This is a genomic window from uncultured Tissierella sp., assembly GCF_902479755.1.
In the GTDB taxonomy this organism is placed as follows: domain Bacteria; phylum Bacillota; class Clostridia; order Tissierellales; family Tissierellaceae; genus Tissierella; species Tissierella carlieri.
The window spans coordinates 1-26,210 of sequence record NZ_CABSQO010000049.1 but is presented as its reverse complement, the minus strand read 5'-3'; the positions used below and the strand labels follow the sequence as shown (position 1 = coordinate 26,210).

Below are 26,210 nucleotides of genomic sequence, written 5' to 3'. Positions count from 1 at the left end.
TAGAGCAATTCTATGAAGATATTGTACTATTTTTTCATATTTAGTTTACAGAGCCATAAAGTTTTTCTAATATTAATATAATCTATAATACATATATTTATCAAGTTTTTTGTAATTTTTATTTTTTCTTATGCCTTTACAGCTTTCTTTCCATTTGCCTTGAAAATGAAATATGCTAAGGCTCCTATTGCTATAACTGCTCCCAAAGGATAAGAAATCGCTGTAGATAATCTAAATCCCTCTGGGGCTTGTAGGATATAGGTAGCAGATACTGCAGACATGAATGTTGCCGGTATACTTGTGATCCAATGGGATTTCTTTTGTCGAACCAAATAAGCTGCCGCCGCCCATAATACTATCATAGCCAAGGTCTGATTTGACCATGCGAAATATCTCCAAATAATATTAAAATCTATCCTCGTTAATCCAAATCCTACGCCTAGTAAAGGTATTGCTAATATTAATCTATTTTTTATTGGGCCTTGCTCATACTTAATTGCATCTGCAATAGTAAGTCTTGCAGATCTAAATGCAGTATCTCCAGATGTAATAGGGCAAGCGACGACTCCTAACATGGCTAATACCCCACCTATTGAACCAAGAAGACCTTTTGATATAGTGTTAACAACACCAGCAGCTCCGCCGCCATTAGTTAAGGCATCTTGTAGTCCTGGAATTCCATTAAAGAATGCCATACCCGCTGCTGCCCAAATCATTGCTATTATACCTTCAGCTATCATTGAACCATAGAATATTCTTCTACCATAGCTTTCTTTAGTCATACATCTTGCCATCATTGGTGACTGAGTAGCATGGAATCCAGATATAGCACCACATGCAATTGTAGTAAATAATATTGCCCATATTGGTAAACCAGCTGGATGCAAGTTGGTTAATGTAAAGGCAGGTAATTGATATCCGTCAATCACTAGCTTGCCGCCAATACCAAATGCCATTATTAACAGAGATAAACCGAATATCGGATAAAGCTTACCTATTAACTTATCTATTGGCAGAACAGTGGCTAAGAAATAGTATATTAATACAATTGCAAGCCATATATTGAAGCTGCCAAGTCCAAATAGTTTTAAGTTAGTTAGTAAATTTGCAGGTCCTGTCATAAATACTGTTCCCACTAAAATAAGTAGAATAACTGAAAAAACTCTCATTACCTTTCTTGCACCTTCTCCTAGGTAAATACCTACTATTTCTGATATACTTAGTCCATCGTGTCTTAGGGAAAGCATTCCTGAGAAATAGTCATGTACTCCACCAGCAAATATACATCCGAAAGCAATCCATAGAAATGCTGCTGGCCCAAATAATGCACCTTGTATTGCTCCAAAGATAGGTCCTAGACCAGCAATGTTAAGTAATTGAATCAAGAAAATTCTAGGCCAGCTCATAGGCATAAAATCCACTCCATCTTTAAGCCTTGTTGCTGGTGTTTCTCTACTATCATCTGCTCCAAAATGCTTATCAACTACTTTTCCATACAGAAAATATCCTGCTATAAGTATAATAATTCCTAGAATAAATTGTATCATAAAATAACCTCCTTTATATTTCTTAATATATTAATATGCTAAAAGGAGGTTATTTATGGGTACTTTAGATAACTTCCATAGAAAAAGAGATGGATTTCTCCACCTCTTTTTAAAACCTAATATGAAACTTATTAAATTAAATTCTTATACTCTTACTGTTTTTCTTGATTTTATCTTAATAAGGAAAAACATTATAGCTGCAACAGCTATAGCTGCTCCTACAGGATAAGCTATTGTAGTCGATAATTTAAATCCCTCTGGCGCTTGTAGTATATAAGTTGCAGATACTGCAGTCATAAATGTTGCTGGTATAGTTGTTAACCAGTGGCTCTTATTATTTTTAACTAAATAGGCTGATGCCGTCCATAAAACGATCATTGCCAAGGTCTGATTTGACCACGCAAAGTATCTCCAAATAATATTAAAGTCAATTCTTGTTAGTCCAAATGCCACGACAAACAAAGGTAAAGCCAAAGCTAATCTTTTCTTTATAGGCCCTTGCTCATAGTTCATAGCATCTGCAATAGTAAGTCTTGCAGATCTAAAAGCAGTATCTCCTGAAGTTATAGGGCAAGCTATAACCCCTAACATGGCTAATACACCACCTATTGGCCCTAATAAAGTTATAGAAATAGTGTTTACCACTCCTCCAGGTCCTCCGTTGCTTAAAGCTTCAGCTAATCCTGGAAGTCCATTGAAAAATACCATACCTGCTGCTGCCCAAATCATTGCTATTACACCTTCAGCTATCATTGAACCATAGAATATTCTTCTACCATAGCTTTCCTTAGTCATACATCTTGCCATCATTGGTGACTGAGTAGCATGGAATCCAGATATCGCGCCACAAGCTATAGTAGTAAATAGAATTGACCATATTGGCAAACCAGCTGGATGTAAGCTAGATGTAGTAAATGCTGGTAATTGATATCCCTTTACTAATATCATTGCACCAATCCCAAAAGCCATTGTAAGTAGAGCCACTCCGAATAAAGGATAAATTTTACCAATTATTTTGTCAACTGGTAATATTGTAGCTAGGAAGTAATATATGAATACTATTGCCAGCCAAATATCGGCATTACCTAAACCAAATAACTCTATGCTACCCATTAATGTAGCTGGACCTGTCATAAATACTGTACCAACTAAAACAAGTAATATAACTGAGAATACTCTCATTACCTTTCTTGCACCTTCACCCAGATAAATACCAGTGATCTCTGAAATACTTTTTCCATCATGTCTTAATGATAACATTCCTGAATAATAGTCATGTACTGCACCAGCAAATACGGAACCTAAAGCAATCCATACAAATGCCATTGGTCCAAATAATGCCCCTTGAATAGCTCCGTAAATAGGTCCTAATCCAGCTATATTAAGTAATTGAATTAGGAAAATCTTAGTCCAGCTCATAGGTACAAAGTCTATGCCATCCTCTAACCTTGTAGCTGGAGTTTCTTTATTATCATCAATTCCAAAATGCTTGTCTACCACTTTTCCATAGACAAAATAGCCTGCTATAAGTATGATAATTCCAATTATGAATTGTGTCATTAAAAAAACCTCCTTATTAATATTCATTCATTATAATAGTATATCAATTGAATATTAATAAGGAGATTTTCTAGATAAGACGTCATATTTAGTATTTAAAATGCAAATTTAGAAGTTAAGATGCATCCTAGTCTATATTCATAACTTCCTTAAATCCTTTTGCATAACTTCTGCTTACTGGAATTATCTCTTTATATCCTTTTAGATTTATATTGTAAGTAGAGTTGAACCAAGGTTCTATTGACTCTATATAATTTAAGTTTACTATATAAGATTTATGAGATCTAAAAAATATTGAAGAATCAAGTCTATCCATTAATTCATTTAGAGTACAATTAGTTTCAAATTTCCCCTTATTACTGACTATCACAGTATTTTTATCCTCTATTGTTGCATATATAATATCTTTAGTTTCTATTGGAATAAGTTTATTTTTATAATAAAGACATATTCTCTGTGGCGCTACTTTTGTATTAGTTCTTATGTCTTGAATCAACCTACTCAAATTATTATAATCAATTTCTTCGCTATTGTTTCTGGTTGAAGTTATCTTCTCTAATGTTTTTTGTAATCTTTCCTCTGATATGGGTTTTAATAAATAATCTATTGCATTTACTTCAAAGGCCTCCACAGCAAATTGATCATACGCTGTTACAAAGATTATTATTGGATTATACCCTTCTTCTGATAATCTTCTAGCAACATCTATTCCGCTTATTTGAGGCATCTGGATATCTAAAAAAACAATATCTGGCCTAAGCATTTTAATTAATTCTAGAGCTTCTATACCGTTAGAAGCCTCTCCTACTACCTCCATACCTTCAATGCTACTTAAAATATATAACAATTCTTGACGAGCAGGCATTTCATCATCTACAATTAAACATCTTTGCAAATTAACCATCTCCTTAGAATTTAGGAATTACCATAGTAGCTGTAGTTCCTTTGTTAATTTCAGATTCAAGAATCAGTCCGTATTCTTTACCATATTTATTTCTTAACCTCTCATTAACATTTTTAAGTCCTATGCTCTCCTTATTATCGTTTTCTTTAAATAAACAATCTAAGTCTTCCTTAGATATGCCAACTCCATCATCTTTCACCACTAATTTAGTTTCTTTACCATTATCTCTTGCAATTATTTCAACTCTTCCCCCCTCAATCTTGCCTAAAACTCCATGCTTAATTGCATTTTCTACTATTGGCTGAAGGAGTAAGGGTGGAAGTTTACACTCAATATTCTCTGGTATATCATATATAATATCTAATTTATCACCAAATCTTGCCTTTTCAATTTCAATATACGAATTTATATGTTCTATCTCTTTATATAAATCTACTACTTCAATATCTTGTTGTAAATTAGTTCTGAAATAATTACCAAGATGTATCAGAAGTTTACGGGCATTATCAGGCTGCGTTCTAGTTAAAGACACTATAGTATTAATGGCATTAAATAAAAAATGTGGATTTATCTGAGCCTGTAATGCCTTTAGTTCAGATCTTGATAATAATTCTCGCTGATAATCTATCTTACTTAGTTCTATCTGAGTAGAAAACATCTGGGCTAAACCTAAGGCTAACTCTATATCTACCTTAGTTATAGAATTTTCTTGTCCCTTATATAGCTTAAGTGTACCTATAACTTTGTCATCTTCTTTTATTGGAACAATTATAGCTGATTTTAACGGACAGTTACTATTATTACACCCAATTTCTTCTCTTGTATTTGCCACCACATACTTTTTAGCTAATAAAGCCTCTTTTGTTAGATTAGTCTGTATAGTGCTGCCAACCAAATGATGATCTTCTCCTATCCCAACATGAGCTAATATTTTTTCTGTATCGGTAAATGCAACAGCTTTTATTTTGCTCATATCATAAATTATATTTGCTGTATCCCTTGCTGTATCTTCATTATATCCTTTTCTAAAATATGCTAATGTTCTATCAGCAATTTTAAGAGTTAATTGGGCTTGATAAACAGCTTCATTCTCTATCTCTTTAAAGATACTATCTGTTATAGCAATAAATGCAGCTATACCTATTCCATTTCCAACAATCATCGGAATTCCAATTATTTTAACTAAATCTAATGCTTCAGAAAAAGGTCTTGCAACTAAGAGTATTATTATCATTTGTATTACTTCAGCTATAGCTCCAGATATTAAGGCAAAAGTTATTCTATAAGGACTACTTTCAAATTTCTTTTTCAATAATCCTGCCATGGCACCTTCAGATAAAGTCGATATTCCACAAGCAATAGCAGTAAAACCACCTATATCTATTAAAAACCTATGGCCTCCTGCAATAATACCAGACAAAATCCCAACCAAAGGTCCTCCAAGTAGTCCCCCAACAAAAACACCAATAACTCTAGAATTAACTATTGCCCCCTGTAAATGTATCCCTGTATAAGTACCTATTATCCCAAAGATTCCAAAGATAATGGATAACAATATTTTATCTTTAATATCAATATTTTCTTTTGAAACAAGTTTCCTAAATAATCCAATTTTCGAAAGAAAAAGTGCTAAAATTAATATAATACCAACTCTACTTGATAAGTTTTTAAGTAAAATTACTAACACAAAAACACCTCTTTAAATGTTTACTTCCATACAAGTATATCATATGGTCTTTGCGAGATGCCATAAAAAAAGTTGGGTTACTTGACCCAACTTTTGGCTTGCTTATTTAAAACCAAGGAAGCACCTTTATTATCATAGATACCACTATTGTTGTAACTCCCATAGAGGTTACATTTCCAATAGTTGGATGATAATCTTCTGGTAGTTTATCACAGAAATACTCTGCTAAAGGTGGTCCTATTATACCTCCTAATATACCTGCAGTAACAGCTACTCCCACCGATGAACCAAACATCAAAACACAAGCTGGTCCAACACTTACTACTGGTACATAGGTTCCGTACCATCCTTTTTCAACATATTTGTTAAAGTATAAAAATACTCCTACTGATGAGCCAACAAACTGGGATAATATAATTGCTGGGATTGCACCTGAAGCATAGGCACCATGGTTTATATTTAATATCCAGTCTAAACAAGCTCCTATTATGACAAATAATCCAGCTATTTCATTTCCATAAAATTGAGCTTCAGAGAAATCTGCTAAAACTCTTCTTACGGACCATAATGGCTTCTCCATTTCCTTTAGAGTTTCTTCTTGTGATTTCACTGGTCTATTTAATGTCTTGGATGGTACTTTTTTCATCCATGGCAGTGCCTTAGCTATACCACAAACTAATATTCCTGTTATTGCCATAGTAAATACATTTGAAACCACTCCAGGTACTCCTAGCACAGGTATAATATTATTTGTTATCCAAAAAGCCACTGGGAACCCCATAACTCCTCCGAGAATAGAACCTGTGAGTAAAGCCTTTATACTTGGGCCATATAATAACATTATAGCTGGTGGAGCTCCTACTACTGTAATAAATGTTGGTAACCAAGTATATTCTCCATTTTCAAAGAAAGATGTAAAATTTAGAACAAATATTGCAATGAATAGTGATAATAGCTGAGATGCTAATACCCAAGGCCATAAATTTGAACCATAAGAAACATTGAAACCTGCTAACTTAGAATTTTTAACATCTAATCTCCAAGCTACAAATCCTCCTATAATTACTCCTAGGGAAGCAAAAACTCCTGCATAAAATTGAGCTTCTGTAAAGTTCATTATATACCAAATAAGTTTATAAAATGGATTATGACTTGCATTAGCCACTATTGTGTTATAGTCTAGCCAGCTACTTTGAGCATTTATACTGCTTAGAATAAAATATATTAAAAAACCTATTCCCAGTGATATAATAAGACCCGCTAAAGAACCTGCACTATATTGTTTCTTATTATTCTTAATATTTTCCATATTTATCCTCCAATCTAGAAGTTTATTATATAAGAAATATAAAACTCTATCATTCTTTCAATTGATTCAATTTTTATCCTTTCATTCTTCTGATGGCACATATTTTCCTCACCAGGTCCTAGTATTACAAAAGGAATATCGTGATAAGGGATAAGTTGTGAAGCGTCAGTATAAAAATTTATGCCCTTAAGTTTTACTGGATAAGATAATTTTTCATATACAGATACTATCTCTTTTATAAAGTTATCGTTTTCATCCATTGTTAAAGGAGGTCTATTATTCTCCACATCTACTTCTATGATCATACCTTGGTTTTCATTTTCCATGCCTTTAGCAATTTTATTAGCATTATCTATAATTTCTTCATGAATAAAACCTGGAATAGTTCTTATATCTAAAGTAGCATTTGCATTTTCAGGTATAATATTAGTTTTTACTCCTCCATTAATTGTAGTAGTTGCATAACTAGAATTTCCTAGTAAAGGATGCTTCTTATCTAAATCTAAAGTATTCTTAAGTTTATTTATATACTCGTATAATTTTTCTATAGCATTTATTCCTAGTTCAGGCTTAGAACCATGAGAAGATTTCCCTTTTATACGGATATTTAGCCATAAAGTTCCTTTTTCACAGATACCGATTTCTTCATCAGAAGGTTCTGTGATAAAAACTTTTGATATATCTTGCAATAATCCTTTATCTCTTAAAGCTCGTACACCTAATCCTCCTGATTCTTCGTCAGCTGTAAATACAAACTTTAAGGTATAGGGTGGAATTATATTGTTTTCTAGAAAATACAATGCTGTTAATATCATTGCAGTAACTCCACCCTTCATATCAGAAGTACCTCTACCATACATATAGCCATTTTCAATTACTCCATCAAAAGGAGGATATATCCAGCTAGCTTCATCTGATACTGGTACAGTGTCTATATGCCCTATAAATCCAATTTTTTCATGACTTTTTCCCTCTATTTCTATTACTAAAGATCCTCTATTATTTCCATGATCTACTATTTTATATTCTATATCCTGAGGGAAAAACTTTAGAATTTCATTTACTGCATCCATTTCATTACCAGGTAGATTAGTAGTATTTATATTAATTAATCTTTTTAATATTTCTGTTATTCTGTCCATTAATTTAGCTCCCCTCTACTAAATCCACTATTATCTTCTATATGAGAACATTACTAAGTCTCCTACTCCTATTCTCTTAACCATACCAAATTTACTTACAAATCCACCTGCTCCACTGCCACGTCTCACTGCTCTGTTTTCAAAACCTACTACTTCTCCATTTACTATAGTATAGACTGCTGTTTTTACTTCTCTATTGATAACAGTTATATTAGCTAAAGCACCTTTACCTAAATGACCTATTTTTTCAGTCCACCAAGCATTACCTGTTCTTTTAGCTACCAATCTTGCTGGATTAGAAGTCATAGTGGCAACTGAACTACTTAAGTTTAAAACTCCCATTTCTGCTAATTCTAATATCGCTGGAATATTATCTCTTGTATCTCCGAAACCTTTCATTGTGGCATCATTTTGTCCATCAGATATAAGAACATCCACTATTCCTTTTTCTAAAGCTTCATAAGCTAGTTGTTGAGATTTTTTAGGTAGAATAAGTCCTTCTCTACTTCCTCCACCTTCTCTTAACATTGTAGTTACAAACTCTCCAGTTATATTTTCATTTTTACATAAGTCTAATACTGTCTTCATACCTTCTGCTGCTTCCATATGAGTACCGCATCCCGCAGCTGTTGTGTGACCTAGATGAAGTGGTCTTCCTTTAGATAATTCAAATAATCTAATAGCATGATCTGAGTCCTGAGTATGAGTCATATATAGTAGCTTAGACTTAGAAGTTATTTCAAATATCTTCTCTATATTTTCATCAGACATTATAAAATGTCCCATGTGGTCTTTAATTCCTACTACTAAAGGTGCTGTAGTATTAGTGATTGCATTTCTTGTCATTCTTGATGAAGCTGTTTCTACATCTAATTCACCTTTATATAACTTTATTAGTTCATCTACTGATAACATGGTAGATAATACACTTGCTGCCCCTTGATATAAACCAATGTTTACTGGTAATCCTCTATCTACTTCAGCTCCTAATAAAGCTGGTGCCATAAAAGTATTTCCTGCTCCAGGAGAAAGTCCCATTGTTACTCCATTAGCTACAGCGCCATAGATTGGGTCTGTACTCACTTCAAACAAATCTCCTAAGTGAAGGTGCATATCTACTATTCCTGGCACAACTAAAAGTCCTTCACAGTTTATTACCATATCTCCTTTTTCCACATAAATGTCATTCCCTACTTCTACAATTTCATCATTTAGTATAGCAACATCTTGTACTTCTTCAATTCCATTTTTAGGGTCTACTACTAGTCCCCCTTTTAGAATAATTCTCCCTGTCTTTTCTAAATCCTTAAAAGGATCTGATAAAGTGTCATTTTTAACTGAAGCTAACACATCTTTTAACATACCTACTGTTGTTTTATACATGTCTTTTCCTCCTTGTTAACTTTTTGTTTAATATTATTATATAATTAATGCTTTATATACACACTGTCTCTAAGGTATAAAAAAGAAGACTATACTTTAGTCTTCATGTACAAAGAATATTGATTACTCATATCCATTAGTTTTAGGCAAAACTCGATTTTAAACTTACCTTCCCTGCTATTTAAATCTAAATTTACTATTTCACAGATTTTACTAAACCTATATTTAATAGTATTATAATGGATAAACATCTCCTCTGACGTTTGCTTTAAATTCCAATCGTTTTTTACGATAGATCTTAATGTTTTGATATATTCTGAATTATTTTCTATATCATAATCAATAAGATTCTGTAAATATTTACCGCAGAATTTATTTGCATCATCTTCTAAAGAAAGGTTGTAGAGCATTTTATAAACTCCTAAATCTGAGTAAATATGAGTATTATCCCTCTCATAGACTGTTCTACCTATTCTTACAGCTTTTTGAGCCTCCACAAAACTAATATATACGTCTATAATAGATTCCTGATAAGTCCCAATACCTATGGAAACCGTGAAACTGCTATTCTCCTTAATTTCCTTTCTTAACTCCTCTGCAACATTTTTCAGATTCTTTATAAAATCATCTATGGACTTTTTATTTGGTTCCACTAGAAATACTATATTATCACTATAAACTGTATAAAAACACTGCTTAAAATTTCTTTTCATCTTACCGTTAGCTAAGCGAAATATCTTATTTTTTTCCTCTTCTAACTCCTGAGTGTTTTTTAGTGATATAAATTTCTCTTTAAAATTATCTATATCTACAATTAAACAAATAAGTCCGTTTTCTATTTTCCAACCATATAATGCGGCCCTATTATTAGCTTCCTCTACAGTCTTTATATTATTTAAAATTAAATCTTGAATAAATTCATCTCTATACTTTTGCTCTATCTGATGATTTGATATCTCCTTTTGTATATTTAGCTTAAGAACTGTACTAGCATGCTCTATAGAAATATTATCTAAATCACTAAGAATGTCCTTCCCATTTTTTTCAACGACTATATAGCCATAAATAGAACTACCAATTTGAACGGGATAACTATAGTATTTATCAAGGTTATCCTTGAGTCCCATATTGTATATATCTTCTTTAAATTCATGGGAATTACCTCGTATATAGTTTCGATTGAAAATTAAATCTATAAAGGCTATATCCTTATCTAATATCTTGTATAATGTATCCATTATATCACTGGTACTCTTTCCTTGTATAACCATCTGAGTAAAGGATTTATGAATATTTTCAGACATTATTAATTTTTTAGCCTGGGAATTGACTATACTTGAAAGAACTGGATTTATAATATCAGTAAAAGCATACCATTTAGGTATGTATATAATAGGGAAATTTAATCCATCCCCTACTTCTTTTACTTCTTTAGGCAATTCTTCAATAAATCTACCTACCTTTATTCCCAGGGATGCTGCTCCATGCTCATTTAACTTAATGACTAAGTCTCTTAATTCCAATGGATTATCTCGCATTATATATCCCGTAGTAATTAAAAACTCTCCGCCCTTCATCCAATTATATATATCAGGAGCGTCCATAACACTAACTGTACTTACATTCCTATCTAAGCCTCCTGCTCCTGCTAATACTTTAAAATCTTGAAACTGCTCCATTAAATTTTTAACTTTTATATCTGTATAATCCACTCCTTATATTAAGATTATCACCAATGGAGTAATTAATAATATATAATTATACAATTATTTTATATTTCTGTAAAAAAAGTCTTTATCAAAATCTCAGAACCTTTTTTAAGTCCATTGAGGTTACCAAAAAATAATTTACTAGAACTTTCCTATAGACTATAGAACAAGTTAAAATACATAGACTAAGTAGCCTATGTATTTTAATAATAAAACTTCTGAAGTTTTAAATTACTATCTATTCTCTATTTCTTCTGTTAATGAAATTATTTCATCTATTATGTTACCTATATGCTCTATAGTGTTTAGTAAAGGTTTATCTGTGGTTATATCCACCCCTGCCATTTGAGCTAGCTCTACTGGAGTCTTAGTTCCTCCTGCTTTTAGAACTTCTTTCCAATCATCCAATGCAACTTTGCCTTCATTTAAAACTCTCTTACTTACTTCTGTTGCAATTGTCAGCCCTGCACTATAAGTATATGGATATAATCCCATATAATAATGTGGCTGTCTCATCCAAGTAAGCTCTGCACCCTCATTAATCTTTACAGTATCTCCCCAGAATTTTTCTAGAGTTTCTTTCTTTAATTTATTTAATGTAGCAGCTTGAACAGAGCCACCAGCATCGATTATCTTATAAACTTCTCTTTGATAATGAGCTTCCAATAAATGAGTTACAAAATTATGATAATAGGTACGAGATATCATAGATGATAATACCCATCTCTTCATTCTCGGATTATCCATGGTTTTCATCAAATAATTTGCCATAAGCATTTCATTCATAGTAGATGGTGCTTCAACAAAATATGTTGATGGTCTTGTGTCAAATATATTTTGATTTTGTTGAGCCAAATAAAAATGTCCTGCATGTCCTAATTCATGAGCCAATACAAAAACTTCTCTCATTCTTTCAGTCCAAGAAATCAATATAAATGGATGAGCACCGTATGGACTCGAACAGAATGCTCCTGTAGACTTTCCTTTGTTTTGTACAAAATCTATCCATCTTTCATCATAAGCTCTTTTAATTACTTCTAGATAATCATCTCCAAGAACAGATAACGCTCCTTCAATATATTTTTTAGATTCCTCTACAGATATTTCTGGCTCAAAATCAGGATCTACATTTAATTTTAGATCTGCAAAAGTCATTTCCTCTATACCATGAATCTTTTGAAGTAATTTTGCGAACTTTCTCATATGTGGTGCTAAATGCTCCATTATTAAATCAATCTGTCTATTATATAAATCTCTAGTTACTTCTTGAGGAAACAATAGGCTATCGATTACTGAATCAAATCCCCTTAAAGTAGCCATTGTTTTTTCCTTTTGTACTTGAGTTTGATAAGCTCCTGCTATAGTATGTTGATATTCTCTCAATTTCTTAGAAAAAGCTTCAAAGGCGGCCCGTCTTATCTTTGTATCATGCTCATATTCCCACTCGTCTTCAAATAATCCAAAACTTAAAGGATATTCCTTTCCATCTACTGTAAACGTACCAAAATCCATATCTGCTAATTTTGTCCTATTATATATTTGATATGGTGAATTTAAAGTGCTAGAAAGAGCAGATAAAGCTTTCTCTACTTCTGGATGGAGAGCATGCTCTTTTTTCCTCATAATCTCTCTAAGATAGCCTGCATTTTCCACTGACTGCTCTATTGCTTCTTTAATTACATCTTCACTTACCTCTATAATTTCAGATTCTACAAAACTTAGTCTGCTTTCAATATCAGAAGATATGTTGGATAATTTCATCCGTCTTTCTTGATTCTCTACATTTGTTTGATCAACTGCAACTGCAAGATAAGAATATGAGCCTGTAAGAGTAGTTAGCTGATATACTTTTCTCAGTCTATTTAAACATTCGTTAATTGCTTCTGCTGTATTTAATTTACCCTTAAATTTGTCTTCAACTTCTGCTGTAAATTTTTGTGCTTCTTTTACAGTTTGCTCAAACTCCTCTTCTGTCTTAAAAATTGCCGTCAAATCCCAAGTAAATTTTTCATCCACATCTTTTCTTTCCAATAAAACCTTTGGCATCTTACCCCTCCTTAGAATTAATTCGAGTATCTAAGTAAATTATAATACTAATGTATGAATATTACAACAATTGCACTATTAAGTTTTACTTAATTAAAAAATAATATAAAGATATGAATATAGATAATACAAGGAATATAGTACCGTACAAAGGATTAAAGGAAATTATTATAACTGATATTATTAATAGTAAACCGATTATGGAACAGGCTCGAGTATACCTTATATATCCTTCTGTTGGTTCAGGCTCTCCATTATATCTCCATCTATATCCCCAAGATGCCACTTCTTCTGGATTAATTATAGAGTAAATTAAAATTATCAAAAGAGGCAGAGTTGTAATTCCATAAATAAGAAACTCTATCATATTTCCATCTCCTTCGTTAAAATGGCTATCTTTCCAGTATCATCTTAATCTCTTCTTCTACGGATTGCATTTCTCTTTGCATTATATCTAAATTTCTATTTAAATCTGATAATATACTTTCTACTCTACTGTATGCATTCTCTACATTTGATATGGATTCATTTATCTTTGATTGCACAAACCAATCAGCAAAAAGTCCATCAAAGAAAAAGTCAGCAAATGTAGCAAAAGAGCCGATATTAACCTCAATATCTGTAAATTCATTTACATCTGCTAGTTCTTTTTGGAACCTCTTTAAGTATTGCTGTACATCGTAAGAAATCTTATTCGCATCTTCTATTTTAGAATGTTTTATGATATCTGTAAAAAATCCACCGCCTAGCATATCCCATACTCCCCAGCCATGAGCAGATTCCAAAGGTTGCTTCATATCTAGTAGGGCGGTTAATGCATTTTCTCCAGCATGTATAGCTTCTTTCACCTCTTTTATATCTAGCTTTAATTCATTTATTTTATTTAATAAATCACGAAGTTTTCCTCCTCTATGAGTATCTTCATTGATTATCATATCTTGCTTTTTCTTTATTAATTGCTGATACTCCTCTTTTACCTCTGAGTAATTAATTAAATTCTTATTATATTTCTCTATTTCGTTTTCTAGCTCCTTTATAGCTAAAATACATTCGTCATATTGCATTTTGGCCCCTAAATATTCTTTTCTTTCTTCATCAAGTTTATCTTCTTTTTTTCCGATGATATTCAAGAAAAATGAGCTTAAACTCATACCTTCCAACTTCAATACATCCTTTTCTTCTTTTTGTAATATATTTCTTAATTCTTCTAGATTTTGCTTTTTCTTTCTTAGTTCTTCCATAGCCATAGACCTTAATGACTCAAGTTTTTCTTTAGTTCTAAGCCTTTCTCTTAGGTCATAAATATCTTCATTGATTTCTCTATACATCAGTATCCCTCCCAATACTTTATTGATTTAATTATAACATAAAGAAACTACGATTCTCCTATATCTTTACTTATTTTAAACATAATAACACTCCCCTATTGGTAGCAAATTTTATTTTTTAATCTAGCTACCTTAAGGGGAATATTATTTTGGATTCTCAATTACTTTTTCATATTATATTGTCAAAGATTTTAATAGATAGGTTGCTTGCTTTACCATATTGTCCCTAACAGGATAATCATGCTCTCTATTAACCCATTCTAAAAGATATCCTCTCATTATTACAAAAATCATAACTATAAGTTCTTCTGCATCAACTTTAACTTTGAACTCCTTATCATTAATGCCTTTTAAAATTATTTCCTCCAATATTCCATATAATCGTCTCTTTTTATTATGACTGTATTTGGTTATGTGAGAACGCATGATTAATAGATTGGCATAATAACCCCATCTTTCAACATATATACCAAAATGATTGACAAAATCAATTATTTGCTCTGTAGTCGTAGGGTGTTGTAGAATTGCTTCTTGACTAACTAAAAAAAATTCATCCATTAAAATAAACATCTCATCTACTATGGAATCTTTAGACTGAAAATAATGATAAAAAGCTCCTATTGATATATTAGTTGCTTTACAAATATCTTTAATTGTTACATTTTTAAGTCCTTCTTCATCCATGAGTCCTACAATAATACTTATTAATTCCTCTTTCTTCTTTGAGGATCTTTCCCTTTCATAAAACATATAAATATCATCACCCCTAGAAAATTATATCATATAAAAAAATAATTCCCTATTAATTATAGAGAATTATTTTTAAATTATACTTATTTTTCTAGTGCTGCAGATTTTCCAGCTATTTTACCGTATACCACAGTATCTGGTATAGCATTACCACCAAGTCTATTGGAACCGTGGATACCACCAGTAACTTCTCCAGCAGCATATAGTCCCTTGATTATATTACCGTTTTTATCCATTACCTGTGCATCCGTATTTATTTCAATTCCCCCCATAGTATGGTGTATCGTTGGCACACGAATCGATGCATAGAAAGGTCCTTTATTAAACTCATCTTGAAGTAGTTTCTTTCCAAATGGATCAGCTATTTCACCTTTAACAGCTTTGTTGTAAGTATCAACTGTATCTTTTAGTACAGTAGGATCTACTTTCATTTGTTCTGCTAACTCTTCAATAGTATCACCCTTAACAGCAATACCACTTTCAACCAATTTACCTATTGATTCGTTAAAGTCATTTTTTACATCTTCATTATAATATTCATGGGCGTCATGTAGTATCCACATAACTTGATCTGGTTGTTCTAACAATCCTTTTGTAAGGGTATCTCTTCTTGAATCTTCAGCTACAAAACGTTCACCTTTATTATTAATGAAAAGTTGATTAGCAGCATTAATACTAATATTTCCAGACATTCCACCAGTTTCTGGATGCCCCACTGGTAATAGTTGAATATATTCCATTCCAACTAGATTAGCATCAACAGCTTCAGCCATTACGATACCATCACCAGTAGCACTAACACTATTTGTGGAATTAAGATTTGATAAATCTCCCCAAAGTTCATCATACTTAGCAACTAATTCTTTATTTCTTGCAAACCCACCAGTTGCTATGACTACACCTTTATTTGCGTTTACTATAATTTCAGTATTCCCCTGTAATCCTTTGACCCCTACAGCCTTACCATCTTTCATAATAATATCAGTTACTTTGGTTTCTAATATTATTTCAGCATCATCACCTTTTGATGATATAAAATCAACATAGGCATCTATAGGACCAGTAGTAAGTGGTTTAATAAATTGATGAGTTCTTGGCCATAATGCTCCTGTAACAGTAGCAATTTCATCTGATATATCCACTCCTAAGCTTTCAAGCCAACTAATAGATTCTTCAGCACCGTATGCAAATTTTTCTATTAGCTCAAGATTACCTTTTTTATCTCCCCCATTAAAAGCTTGTAATGCATGAAGTTGAGGAGAGTCAAACATATAAGTAGATTTATTTTCTTTATATTCTTTAATTTGCTCTGCTAATTCAGTCATTAATCTTTTATGTATTTCATTAACAGGCTCTTCTTTTGTAATTGCTTCAATTTGCTTAATTAATTCAGGACGCATAGTAAGATTTTGTTGTCGTTTACTATCAACTGCATTATATTGTCCACCAGCCATTATAGTGGATCCGCCTAATGTAGGCATCTTTTCTAATACAATAACTTTAGCATTGTTCTCTAATGCAGAAACAGCAGCCGCAAGACCAGCACCACCGCCACCAACAATAACTACATCCGTAGTTTTTTCTATTACCTCTCCATCATTTGAAGACTTACTTACTTCTTTTGAAAAATCATCAATATTAGCTCCAGCTTTTTCTAAAGCTTGTTTAGTAGCTTCTAGGATAGCATTACTAGAAACAGTAGCTCCAGATATTGTATCAATATTTAAGCTTTGGTATTCAACTATTTCTTTAGGAATACGCTCTAGAGCAGCATCTGATATTCCAGATGTTTCACTATGATTAGTAACTTTCACCGATAAAATACTTTCTTCATCCACCTCTACTTCAACAGTAAGAATATCACTAATTCCTTTTGCTTCACCAGTATATACTCCCGGTGTAAGTTTACCCGATCCATTATTAGAAGAAGCTGGTGACTTGTCCTTACTACATCCAACCATAGATAATACCATAGCTAATATCAAAAATAAAGCCGTGTATTTTCTGGTAAATTTAGACATAAAAAAACCTCCTTTTAATTTTATAGAATATTTCACTAGAATATTCTGCCAATATATTCTAGTATATCCTAGGTTAAAAAAATGTCAATAGACTTATTAAAAAAATAACAATAACTTTATATAAATAACCTTAATTTGGAAAAATAAAAACTAGGGAATAAGGATTTCAAGAAATAAATATAATATCAATTCTTACCCTACATGAATAATAAATATCACCCAATGGAGGAAATCAGCTACCTTTATAAATTTAAACCTAGAAATTCATCACATTATTTCATACTTTTGTCCTATACTTCCCTATGTTGCAAAAATATCAATATTAAGTTAGAATATATAACTAGAATATTCTGTTTATATATTCTAACACCTAAGATATATAATATTAGCTTTTATAAGGTGAGAAAAATATATAAGCATTATTTTTAAGGGGGTATTAAAGTGAAAAGTATCAAAATAAAGCTTGTCGCATATTTCTCTGTGTTAATTTTATTATCATCTGTTACTATCGGCTTTATTTCCATAATGAATGCTACTAGAACCATTAGCACTGAAGTAGAAAATTCTCTTAAAAACATGGCTAATGATAGAGCAGAAATAATAGAAAGTCGAGTTGAGACAGAAAAAAGAGTTTTAGAAACTATAGCACGCAGTGAAGGGATTCAAAGCATGGATTGGGAACTACAAAGAGCCGAAATAATGAGACAGGTGAAAGGTACAAATTTTATTGAAATGGCAATTTCTCATCCTGATGGAACTACATATGCTCAAGATGGAACTATTGTCCAATTAGGAGATAGAGAATACCTTAGAAAGGCTCTAAATGGTGAATCAAATGTATCTGATTTAACAGTCACCCGTGCCGTAAATGAACTAAATTTATTGTACGCTGTACCTATTACAAAGAATGGTAAGGTAGTAGCTACTTTAACAGCTAGGGCTGATGGCAATATTTTGAGTAATCTCATCGAAGATACTGGTTTTGGAGCTACGGGATATAGTTATATGATTAATGATAAGGGAACTATGGTTGCCCATCCAAACAAAGATCTGGTACTAAATCAGTATAATGCAATAGAAAAATCAAAAGAAGATGAAAGTTTTAAAGACGCAGCAGCAATATCTGAAGTGATATTAGATGAAAAACTTGGTGTAAGTAATTATTCCTTTGATGGTAAAAATCTATATGCTGGCTATGCACCAGTTGAAGGCACTAACTGGATATTCGTTATTACAGCAGATGCAGATGAAGTATTGGAGTCAATCCCAACGATGACAAAAGGTATCCTTATATCAGCGTCTATAGCTTTATTATTGAGCATAGCTATTACGTACATAATAGGAATTCTTATTGCAAATCCAATAATTGAAGCAACTAAATATTCAGAGACACTGGCAATCTATGATATTACACAAAATATTTCTGAATCTTTTATGTCACGAAAAGATGAAATCGGTGGTCTAGGTAAATCTATGCAAAATATTGCCCATAATCTTAGAAATATGATCAATGAAATTCGAGATTCTTCAGAACAAGTAGCAGCTGCTTCAGAAGAAATGACAGCTACCTTACAGCAATCAGCTATTTCTTCCGAAGAAATTTCAAAAACTGCACAAGAAATAGCAAATGGTGCTTCTGATCAAGCATTAAGTACAGAAACTGGTTCTTCAAAGGCTACTTTATTAGGTGAGATAATTGAAAAAAATTTAAAATATACAAGAGACTTAAAGACCACTTCACAGCAGATAACAGATACTATTAGCAGCGGTATAAAAGAAATTGAAAACCTATATGAAATAACAGAAGAAAGCAATAACGCATCAAAAGCGATTCAAGAAGTTATATTAAAAACAAATGACAGCTCTATCAAGATAGGACAGGCTAGCAGTGTAATTGCATCAATTGCTGAACAAACTAATCTACTAGCTTTAAATGCAGCTATAGAAGCAGCAAGAGCTGGAGAAGCAGGAAAAGGTTTCGCAGTTGTTGCAGAGGAAATTAGAAAACTGGCAGAACAATCTTCAGCTTCTACAGCATCCATTGATGAAATAGTTGATAGTTTACAGGAAAATTCTAAAAATGCTGTAATAACCATAGGTAGAGTATCTGACATAGTTAATGAGCAAACTCAAAGTGTAACTAACAGTAAAGATAAGTATATGTTAATATATGAAGCTATGAAAAGTGCAGATAGAGAAATTGAACTATTAAATATTTCAGGAACAGAGATGGAAAATATGAAAAATGAAATACTTGATACTTTGCAAAATCTTTCTGCCATAGCACAAGAAAACTCTGCAGCTACAGAGCAGGTAACTGCATCTATTGAAGAGCAAGTTGCTTCTATGAGTGAATTTGTAGGTACCAGTGAAACTTTATCAGATTTAGCCCAAAATCTACAATCAATTATTATGAGATTTAAAATTTAAAAATATGATGAGAAATAAATAATTCACTATAATAAAATTGAGTGTGTTTTAAACACACTCAATTTTATTTTCATCGCCTTTAGCTATACTCAAATATATTTTTGTGAATCAAAAACTTATTAAGATTGAACCTTTATAATTTAATTATTCATACTCTAGTTGGCACTCTCTTCTTCTATTAATTTAATTATAATATAAAAGTCTTAGAGCAAAAGCCTAGAATTAGATTTATTGATTATTTAGTTTATTGATTATTATTTTTACATTATCTTTATCTGATAAATTTAAACTACTATCTATATAAAATACTTCTTTATCCTTTAATAATATTACCGTCCCTTTATTGTCTATATCATTATCATAATTTATAAAGAAAGCTTCATCAAAATACCCATATTCACTATCTGTTGGAGTTATAATTCTATTATATTTTGAAACACCTTCTTTAATCATGACATCAAATATATATTTAGCAAGCCTGTCATTTACAGTTCTTATATAATTTGTTCTTACATGATATCCATCATTCCCTCGAAAAGTTTCATAATAAGTGGAGTTCTTTGAAAGAACTATGCTTTCCTCCCTATAAAAATTTGTATAACTAGGACTTGGAAGGTTAAAATCACTAAGCATTAACCCCTTATATCCTTTTTGTAATTCCTCTGATTCATTTATATTATATAATTTAGGCATAACTATGTTAACTATAATTAATACAGTAATAATAGCGAATGCAAACAACCCAATATTTTTTTCCTTGCTTCTTTTTTTCTTATTTTTATTCTTTTTAAATAAATATCCTACTGTGAGACCTATGGTAGTAGGCAAGATACTTAACAATCCAATAACATTCCGATTTAATAAATCTAATATTAATCCTATTATAATTGATAAACTAAGAATCAGTGCAGGATAAAATAACAATGATTTCCTAACCCTTAACTGCTTATAACTTGCTTGCGGCAAAGGTTCTTCTCTCTTAACAGCTGCTTTAGCCTTTAATATCCAAATTATATCAGAAAATATATATACAACTAAAGGAACTATAAATATTGGACCGATCATTGCAATTGCCATAGAGATATTTGAGTTAAATATCCTATAATCAAGTGAAGATAATTTACCTAAACTCAATATAAAAATCGGAAGACATATTGCGAATATAATTATTTCAAATAATATAGATTTATTTAATATAGTTTGCTTTATTCTATCATCTGTTTGGATTGGCAGTAAATTATCTTTTCCATCTGAATAAAAAACTTGAATCTTATTTGAGGCTGTTATAAAATTCCATCCTGCATCTATACATAGATTTCTATATTCTACCACCTCATCTTTATCGGGATAATCAAAAACCGAAAGCTTAGGAAATAAGTCAACTGAAAATTTCAATTCTTGAGGCTCTATCTTTTTATATCTAACTATATATTCACCGATTTTATCCAACATCCAACCTTTTCTCGCCATTTTTTCAAAATGCTTTTCTATTGCATTGATATCAGATGCCGCAAATAAGAATAATTCCCTTTTAGTATTTTTTCTCATAACCTACACCCCCTGTTAAATATTATTATTCCTAAAAAAGAATATCATCATCGGGTCTTTTAAATATACTTTTTCTTGTTTTGTAGCCATCTTTTATTTCTTTTTTATCTTCAGTTGTATCATCTTCTTCAGAGATACTGCCATATTTAAGGATACCTTCTCCATCACTGATTAATTGCCTTAGTCTATTAATCTCCCCTTCAAGTATTTCTGTACCCAATTTCGTAATAATATACGTTTTTCTTCTTCCTTCATCTGATACTTGCATAATAATCCCTTCTTCTTGAAATCTGGATAACAAAGAATATAAAGTACCTGGACCTACAACTACCCTACCTTCAGTAAGTTTCTCAATAGTTTGCATAATTTCATAGCCATGTCTTTCCTTAGTTAGAGTTAATAATATATAATACATAGGCTCTGTAAGATTTTGCAATTGTGTTCTTGCCATATAATCACCCTTATATCTATACTCGATATATCTAGTATCAATATATTATAATAATTAAAATTTGTCAATAAAAAAAGGCAGTTACCTGCCCAGTTCATATATCTTATTGCCATATTTATCTGCAAAATCTCTATCGTGAGTAATTACTATAACACCCATTCCCTTAGATGCTACCGTTTTCAAAATCTCTCCTATACTATCTCTTAATTTATAATCTAATGCAGAGGTAGGTTCATCAAAACAAAGATATTGAGGTTCCATTGCAAGAGCTCTGGCAATGGCAACTCTTTGTTTCTGTCCCCCTGATAGCTGATACTCATAAGAATCTTCTAGTCCACTCAAACCTAATAATTCTATTAATTCCTTAGCTTTCTTTATAGCATCCTCTTTAATCATCTTCCTTCCCTTAATCAACGAATAGGTTATATTTTTTATTACACTAAAGTGAGGAAATAGATTAAAGTTTTGAAATACTAGGCCTATAGACCTCTCTTCTACTTCATCGTCATGAGAAAATGATATTCTCCCACTATCATAAGCTTCCAATCCACATAAGCATCTAACTAAAGTGGTCTTACCTACTCCAGATTCTCCTACAATCATAACTATACTACCCTTTTCTACTTCCAGATTTGTATTAACTAAAACCTTCTTATCCCCAAATGATTTATTTAAATTCTCAACTTTAAGCATCTTACCACCTACCTATAATATTCAAACTTATTTTCAATATTTCTTAATACATAAGTCAAAACTCCAATAAATATAAGATAAATTCCACCTGCTAAAAATATTGGTATTAGTGAAGCATCTTTATTTGAAAGAGTTTTGGCCGCTCTTAAGATATCTCCAAGACCTAAGACATATACTAAAGATGTATCCTTTACTAAAGTAATAAGCTCATTACTCAAAGATGGGATTACTACTTTAAATACTTGGGGAATAATTATTCCAAGATAAGTAGTCTTCTTAGAAAGTTTCAATACCTCGGAGGCCTCAAACTGACCAATATCTATGGAATTCACTCCTCCTCTAAATATTTCAGCAAAATATGCAGCATAGTTTAAAATAAATGCAATTGAAACTGCGATTTCTCGATTAAGGACAACTCCTATAATCGGAAGTCCAAAGAATACAAATATTATCTGCAATAATAAAGGCGTTCCCCGCATAACTAATATATAGCCTTGTATAATAAATTGAATTATTTTTATTTTAGATAATCTAAGCAGACATACTATAACTCCAAGAGGTATAGAAAATAATGCAGTAATTGCAAATACCCATAGGGTTGTTTTGAATCCACTTAGAATAAAAGGGGTAATGCTTAAAATGTAATCCATACTTTCACCTACTACTTAATTATATTTTCTCCAAACCATTTTTCAGAAATAGCCTTTGCAGTACCATCTTTCTTCATCTCATCTAAAGCTTTGTTAAGTCTTTCTAATAACACTTTATCTCCAAGTCTTAAACCTACTCCATACTCCTCATCACCAAAATCATCATTAAGTACCTTATATTTTTCTTCTCCTCTTTCAGCTATATAATATCTAGCTAATACTTGGTCAGCCACTACTGCTTCGACTCTTCCTGCTTCTAGATCCATAAACGCTTCATTATAAGTATCAAATAATATAACCTCTGCATTTTTAAAGTCTTTAATTGCATCTGCCTTTTCTAAGGCTTCCAAAGAACTAGATGAATTTTGAGTAGCTACTATCCTATTTTTTAAATCTTCTTTTGTATTAATATCAGAACTATTTAGTGATACAATTACTTGTCTATTATCTAAATAAGGTTTAGTAAAATTAACTTTTTTCAATCTCTCTTCACTAATAGAATATCCATTCCATATTAAGTCAATATTACCTGAGTCAAGCTCCTGCTCTTTTAAATTCCAATCTATTGGTTGAAATTCTACCTTGAGTCCCATTCCTAAAGCTGCTTCTCTAGCTAATTCAACATCAAATCCAGTTAAACCTCCATCTTTATCTCTAAACCCCATAGGAACAAATGTATCATCTAGTCCAACAATTATACTTCCTCTTTCCTCTATCTTATTCCATGTATCAATTGACTTATTTTTAACCCCACAACCTGAAAGAATCAAACCTAATATTAACACGGAAATCACTAAAAATTTTAACTTTTTCATACTATCCCTCCATTTAAATTTATGAATATTCTTGTTGGAATTTATCTTGCCAGGTTGTCCCCTTGTATATAATTAAAAAAGCTTTCGTCCTCAAAATCAATCAAGGACGAAAGCTATCGCTCACGTGGTTCCACCTAGTTTTATTGATACCTCACGATATCAACCTTAGTAAGTATGCCAACACATACTAATCATTTTAACGGGTGATTAAACCGAAGACTCCTACTTAGATAACTTTTCAGGCCCTACTCAAGGATGTGTTCTGAATGATTTTTATGTCCCTTTTCACCAACTGGGTACTCTCTAAAATAAAATGTTCATTCATACTATTTCCTCTCATCGCTTTATTAGTTTAGTATGATATTATATTAAATCAACTTTAAAGGAATGTCAAGTATATTTTTAAATCTTTTTTAATTTCTAATAAATATTTCTATAACTACTAGAGAAGCTCCTTCTCTATCTTAATCTGAACTTGATCTAGATAGGTTTTGAAAAAACTCTTCAATTTATTTATGTTTCTATAAAAACCTCTTTTATTATTAATTAAAACATTTGGGTAATATATTCTTGAGGAGAGTGATGATAATGAGTCAAAAATATATTAAGCCAAGTCAGGAAGAAATCAAATCAAAGTTAAATGATATGGAATATCGAGTAACCCAAGAAAATGCTACAGAAATGCCCTTTTCTCATAAACTTAATGATAATTATGAAGAAGGTATATATGTAGATATAGTATCAGGTGAACCACTATTTAGCTCAAAGGATAAATTCAATGCAGGTTGTGGATGGCCTAGCTTTACTAAACCTATGGAAAGTGATCATATAGCTGAAAAACTAGATACTACTCATGGGATGATTAGAACTGAAGTAAGAAGTAAATATGGTGATTCCCACCTTGGCCATGTATTTAATGATGGTCCTAAAGATAAAGGTGGATTAAGATATTGTATAAATGGTGCTTCCCTAAGGTTTATTAAAAAAGAAGATTTGGAAAAAGAAGGATATGGTGAATATATTAATCTATTTAAGTAATTTATAAGCTATCATTTAAAATTTACTCTTTACAAATGAATCCTTATGATTTATATTATATATACCCCCATATGGTATATATAAAAAGAATTATAAAGGAGGATTTATTATTGAGTAATTATTATATTAAAGTAAATCGTACTTTTACAACTATCAGAAAATATGCTTGGATATTTACTGTTTTAGTAGCCATTGGAGGCCTATGGGAACCAAAGCTAGGTCTATTGGTTATTTTAATTATGATGGGCCTAACCATAACTGCTTTCTTCACAGGAAGATATTGGTGTGGTAACTTTTGTCCCCATGGCAGTTTGTTTGACAAGGTATTTTTAACAATTAGTCAGAATAAAAAAATTCCAAAATTCCTAAAATCTAAACCAATGGTAATTGGATTTTTTATATTTTTCATGTTTAACTTTTCTAGAAAGTTAATAAAAATATCAAAATTATGGGGTACTTTTAGTTTTCTAGATAAACTAGGGCTACTATTTGTTAATACATATTTAATGGTATTAATTGTTGGTGGGCTATTAGCTATCTTTGTTAATCCTAGAACTTGGTGTCAATTCTGTCCTATGGGATCATTGCAAAAGTTATCTTATAAACTAGGAAAAAAATTAGGAGTTACAAAGAAAACTGAAAAGAAAATCACCATATCTAGCAAAGATAAATGTTATTCCTGCGGTAAATGTTCTAAAGTTTGCCCTTTCCAGCTAACACCTTATCTAGAGTTCTCTGATAACAACCAATTTGATAATATTAATTGCATTAAATGTTCAACTTGTGTAAAAAATTGTCCAGCTAATATTCTGTCATTGGAAACCGAAGAAAATGCTATAAAATTAAAGGAAAAAGCTTCTATAAAATGAACTAATTTCTGATAAATCTGTATGGAAATGAAGAGAAAATTCCTATTTAAACATTATAAAAGACCAGAAATTTCTGGTCTTCTATATTTATATCTTAAACAATTGTATTAAGCTATTTAATTTCTCAGCAGTAGCTGCTTGGCTTTCTGCGGCATCGGCTATTTGCTCTAATGCTGTTACTGTTTCTTTCATTCCAGACATTACCTCATCAGAATTAGCAGAGGCATTATTCATACTACCTGCTACATTCTGTATTACTGATGATATCTCTTCAGTTGATGCATTTAACTCTTCAGCCATTGCTGCTGTTTCTTGAGATAAGTTATTTAC

The 26,210-nt window shown here is 31.5% G+C and carries 22 protein-coding genes and 1 other annotated feature; of the genes, 3 read left to right on the top strand and 19 right to left on the bottom strand.

Annotated elements, in window-relative coordinates:
* Nucleotides 1-128: 128 nt before the first annotated feature.
* The 13 genes from RDK80_RS17965 to RDK80_RS17905 all read right to left on the bottom strand — a co-directional run bounded on the left by RDK80_RS17965 (nucleotide 129) and on the right by RDK80_RS17905 (nucleotide 17,386).
* Nucleotides 129-1,547, bottom strand: a complete 1,419-nt coding sequence (locus RDK80_RS17965) for a carbon starvation protein A (protein ID WP_308525065.1) — start codon at nucleotides 1,545-1,547, stop codon at nucleotides 129-131.
* A 144-nt stretch (nucleotides 1,548-1,691) separates the two neighbouring features.
* Nucleotides 1,692-3,107, bottom strand: coding sequence for a carbon starvation protein A (locus tag RDK80_RS17960; RefSeq protein ID WP_308525064.1), 1,416 nt, complete (start codon nucleotides 3,105-3,107; stop codon nucleotides 1,692-1,694).
* Between the two features lie 127 nt (nucleotides 3,108-3,234).
* Complete coding sequence (locus tag RDK80_RS17955; protein WP_235601328.1) at nucleotides 3,235-4,011, bottom strand: LytTR family DNA-binding domain-containing protein; 777 nt, start codon at nucleotides 4,009-4,011, stop codon at nucleotides 3,235-3,237.
* 4 nt (nucleotides 4,012-4,015) lie between these two features.
* Nucleotides 4,016-5,698 (bottom strand): sensor histidine kinase, encoded by a 1,683-nt coding sequence (locus RDK80_RS17950; RefSeq protein WP_216556362.1) that lies wholly within the window; start codon nucleotides 5,696-5,698, stop codon nucleotides 4,016-4,018.
* Between the two features lie 106 nt (nucleotides 5,699-5,804).
* Entirely contained in the window at nucleotides 5,805-7,007 is a 1,203-nt protein-coding gene (locus RDK80_RS17945) for a hypothetical protein (RefSeq protein WP_216556364.1), read from the bottom strand.
* 14 nt (nucleotides 7,008-7,021) lie between these two features.
* Nucleotides 7,022-8,149 (bottom strand): M20 family metallopeptidase, encoded by a 1,128-nt coding sequence (locus RDK80_RS17940; protein ID WP_216556366.1) that lies wholly within the window; start codon nucleotides 8,147-8,149, stop codon nucleotides 7,022-7,024.
* Nucleotides 8,150-8,179: 30 nt separating this feature from the next.
* Nucleotides 8,180-9,532, bottom strand: a complete 1,353-nt coding sequence (locus tag RDK80_RS17935) for an amidohydrolase family protein (RefSeq protein WP_308525063.1) — start codon at nucleotides 9,530-9,532, stop codon at nucleotides 8,180-8,182.
* Nucleotides 9,533-9,621: 89 nt separating this feature from the next.
* Complete coding sequence (locus tag RDK80_RS17930) at nucleotides 9,622-11,244, bottom strand: PucR family transcriptional regulator ligand-binding domain-containing protein (RefSeq protein ID WP_308525062.1); 1,623 nt, start codon at nucleotides 11,242-11,244, stop codon at nucleotides 9,622-9,624.
* A gap of 231 nt (nucleotides 11,245-11,475) precedes the next feature.
* Nucleotides 11,476-13,287 (bottom strand): oligoendopeptidase F, encoded by a 1,812-nt coding sequence (gene pepF, locus RDK80_RS17925; protein ID WP_308525061.1) that lies wholly within the window; start codon nucleotides 13,285-13,287, stop codon nucleotides 11,476-11,478.
* An 85-nt stretch (nucleotides 13,288-13,372) separates the two neighbouring features.
* Complete coding sequence (locus RDK80_RS17920) at nucleotides 13,373-13,654, bottom strand: hypothetical protein (protein ID WP_216556374.1); 282 nt, start codon at nucleotides 13,652-13,654, stop codon at nucleotides 13,373-13,375.
* A gap of 25 nt (nucleotides 13,655-13,679) precedes the next feature.
* The gene (locus RDK80_RS17915; RefSeq protein WP_216556376.1) at nucleotides 13,680-14,615 is read right to left on the bottom strand and encodes a hypothetical protein; all 936 of its coding nucleotides are present in this window, start codon (nucleotides 14,613-14,615) and stop codon (nucleotides 13,680-13,682) included.
* 174 nt (nucleotides 14,616-14,789) lie between these two features.
* Nucleotides 14,790-15,365, bottom strand: coding sequence for a TetR/AcrR family transcriptional regulator (locus RDK80_RS17910; RefSeq protein ID WP_256312883.1), 576 nt, complete (start codon nucleotides 15,363-15,365; stop codon nucleotides 14,790-14,792).
* An 83-nt stretch (nucleotides 15,366-15,448) separates the two neighbouring features.
* Complete coding sequence (locus RDK80_RS17905; protein ID WP_308525060.1) at nucleotides 15,449-17,386, bottom strand: flavocytochrome c; 1,938 nt, start codon at nucleotides 17,384-17,386, stop codon at nucleotides 15,449-15,451.
* A gap of 441 nt (nucleotides 17,387-17,827) precedes the next feature.
* Here RDK80_RS17905 and RDK80_RS17900 point away from each other — a divergent pair, with 441 nt between their 5' ends.
* Nucleotides 17,828-19,816, top strand: coding sequence for a methyl-accepting chemotaxis protein (locus RDK80_RS17900; RefSeq protein WP_256312884.1), 1,989 nt, complete (start codon nucleotides 17,828-17,830; stop codon nucleotides 19,814-19,816).
* Between the two features lie 228 nt (nucleotides 19,817-20,044).
* Here RDK80_RS17900 and RDK80_RS17895 read toward each other — a convergent pair whose 3' ends face one another.
* From RDK80_RS17895 to RDK80_RS17875, 5 genes are all read right to left on the bottom strand, one after another.
* Nucleotides 20,045-21,364 (bottom strand): DUF2812 domain-containing protein, encoded by a 1,320-nt coding sequence (locus tag RDK80_RS17895; protein WP_308525059.1) that lies wholly within the window; start codon nucleotides 21,362-21,364, stop codon nucleotides 20,045-20,047.
* Between the two features lie 31 nt (nucleotides 21,365-21,395).
* Nucleotides 21,396-21,815: a PadR family transcriptional regulator gene (locus RDK80_RS17890; RefSeq protein WP_216556384.1), complete on the bottom strand. Its 420-nt coding sequence runs from the start codon at nucleotides 21,813-21,815 to the stop codon at nucleotides 21,396-21,398.
* Nucleotides 21,816-21,896: 81 nt separating this feature from the next.
* Nucleotides 21,897-22,508 (bottom strand): amino acid ABC transporter ATP-binding protein, encoded by a 612-nt coding sequence (locus RDK80_RS17885; protein WP_094901743.1) that lies wholly within the window; start codon nucleotides 22,506-22,508, stop codon nucleotides 21,897-21,899.
* A gap of 8 nt (nucleotides 22,509-22,516) precedes the next feature.
* Nucleotides 22,517-23,158, bottom strand: coding sequence for an amino acid ABC transporter permease (locus RDK80_RS17880; protein ID WP_094901741.1), 642 nt, complete (start codon nucleotides 23,156-23,158; stop codon nucleotides 22,517-22,519).
* A gap of 11 nt (nucleotides 23,159-23,169) precedes the next feature.
* Complete coding sequence (locus RDK80_RS17875; RefSeq protein WP_308525058.1) at nucleotides 23,170-23,973, bottom strand: amino acid ABC transporter substrate-binding protein; 804 nt, start codon at nucleotides 23,971-23,973, stop codon at nucleotides 23,170-23,172.
* 99 nt (nucleotides 23,974-24,072) lie between these two features.
* Nucleotides 24,073-24,322 (bottom strand) — a binding site (T-box leader).
* A 239-nt stretch (nucleotides 24,323-24,561) separates the two neighbouring features.
* On the opposite strand from RDK80_RS17875, the gene msrB reads away from it, so the two are divergent.
* Nucleotides 24,562-25,011, top strand: coding sequence for a peptide-methionine (R)-S-oxide reductase MsrB (gene msrB / locus RDK80_RS17870; protein WP_256312888.1), 450 nt, complete (start codon nucleotides 24,562-24,564; stop codon nucleotides 25,009-25,011).
* A 110-nt stretch (nucleotides 25,012-25,121) separates the two neighbouring features.
* Nucleotides 25,122-25,880 (top strand): 4Fe-4S binding protein, encoded by a 759-nt coding sequence (locus RDK80_RS17865; RefSeq protein WP_216556392.1) that lies wholly within the window; start codon nucleotides 25,122-25,124, stop codon nucleotides 25,878-25,880.
* Nucleotides 25,881-25,967: 87 nt separating this feature from the next.
* On the opposite strand, the gene RDK80_RS17860 is transcribed toward RDK80_RS17865, so the two are convergent.
* Nucleotides 25,968-26,210, bottom strand: a 243-nt coding sequence (locus tag RDK80_RS17860) for a hypothetical protein (protein WP_308525057.1), incomplete at its 5' end; no start/stop codon positions are given.

Coding starts and splice junctions, on each gene's coding strand:
- RDK80_RS17965 (WP_308525065.1), bottom strand. CDS start 1,547: ATGATACAATTTATTCTAGGAATTATTATACTTATAGCAGGATATTTT.
- RDK80_RS17960 (WP_308525064.1), bottom strand. CDS start 3,107: ATGACACAATTCATAATTGGAATTATCATACTTATAGCAGGCTATTTT.
- RDK80_RS17955 (WP_235601328.1), bottom strand. CDS start 4,011: ATGGTTAATTTGCAAAGATGTTTAATTGTAGATGATGAAATGCCTGCT.
- RDK80_RS17945 (WP_216556364.1), bottom strand. CDS start 7,007: ATGGAAAATATTAAGAATAATAAGAAACAATATAGTGCAGGTTCTTTA.
- RDK80_RS17940 (WP_216556366.1), bottom strand. CDS start 8,149: ATGGACAGAATAACAGAAATATTAAAAAGATTAATTAATATAAATACT.
- RDK80_RS17935 (WP_308525063.1), bottom strand. CDS start 9,532: ATGTATAAAACAACAGTAGGTATGTTAAAAGATGTGTTAGCTTCAGTT.
- pepF (WP_308525061.1), bottom strand. CDS start 13,287: ATGCCAAAGGTTTTATTGGAAAGAAAAGATGTGGATGAAAAATTTACT.
- RDK80_RS17920 (WP_216556374.1), bottom strand. CDS start 13,654: ATGATAGAGTTTCTTATTTATGGAATTACAACTCTGCCTCTTTTGATA.
- RDK80_RS17915 (WP_216556376.1), bottom strand. CDS start 14,615: ATGTATAGAGAAATCAATGAAGATATTTATGACCTAAGAGAAAGGCTT.
- RDK80_RS17910 (WP_256312883.1), bottom strand. CDS start 15,365: ATGTTTTATGAAAGGGAAAGATCCTCAAAGAAGAAAGAGGAATTAATA.
- RDK80_RS17905 (WP_308525060.1), bottom strand. CDS start 17,386: ATGTCTAAATTTACCAGAAAATACACGGCTTTATTTTTGATATTAGCT.
- RDK80_RS17895 (WP_308525059.1), bottom strand. CDS start 21,364: ATGAGAAAAAATACTAAAAGGGAATTATTCTTATTTGCGGCATCTGAT.
- RDK80_RS17890 (WP_216556384.1), bottom strand. CDS start 21,815: ATGGCAAGAACACAATTGCAAAATCTTACAGAGCCTATGTATTATATA.
- RDK80_RS17885 (WP_094901743.1), bottom strand. CDS start 22,508: ATGCTTAAAGTTGAGAATTTAAATAAATCATTTGGGGATAAGAAGGTT.
- RDK80_RS17880 (WP_094901741.1), bottom strand. CDS start 23,158: ATGGATTACATTTTAAGCATTACCCCTTTTATTCTAAGTGGATTCAAA.
- RDK80_RS17875 (WP_308525058.1), bottom strand. CDS start 23,973: ATGAAAAAGTTAAAATTTTTAGTGATTTCCGTGTTAATATTAGGTTTG.
- msrB (WP_256312888.1), top strand. CDS start 24,562: ATGAGTCAAAAATATATTAAGCCAAGTCAGGAAGAAATCAAATCAAAG.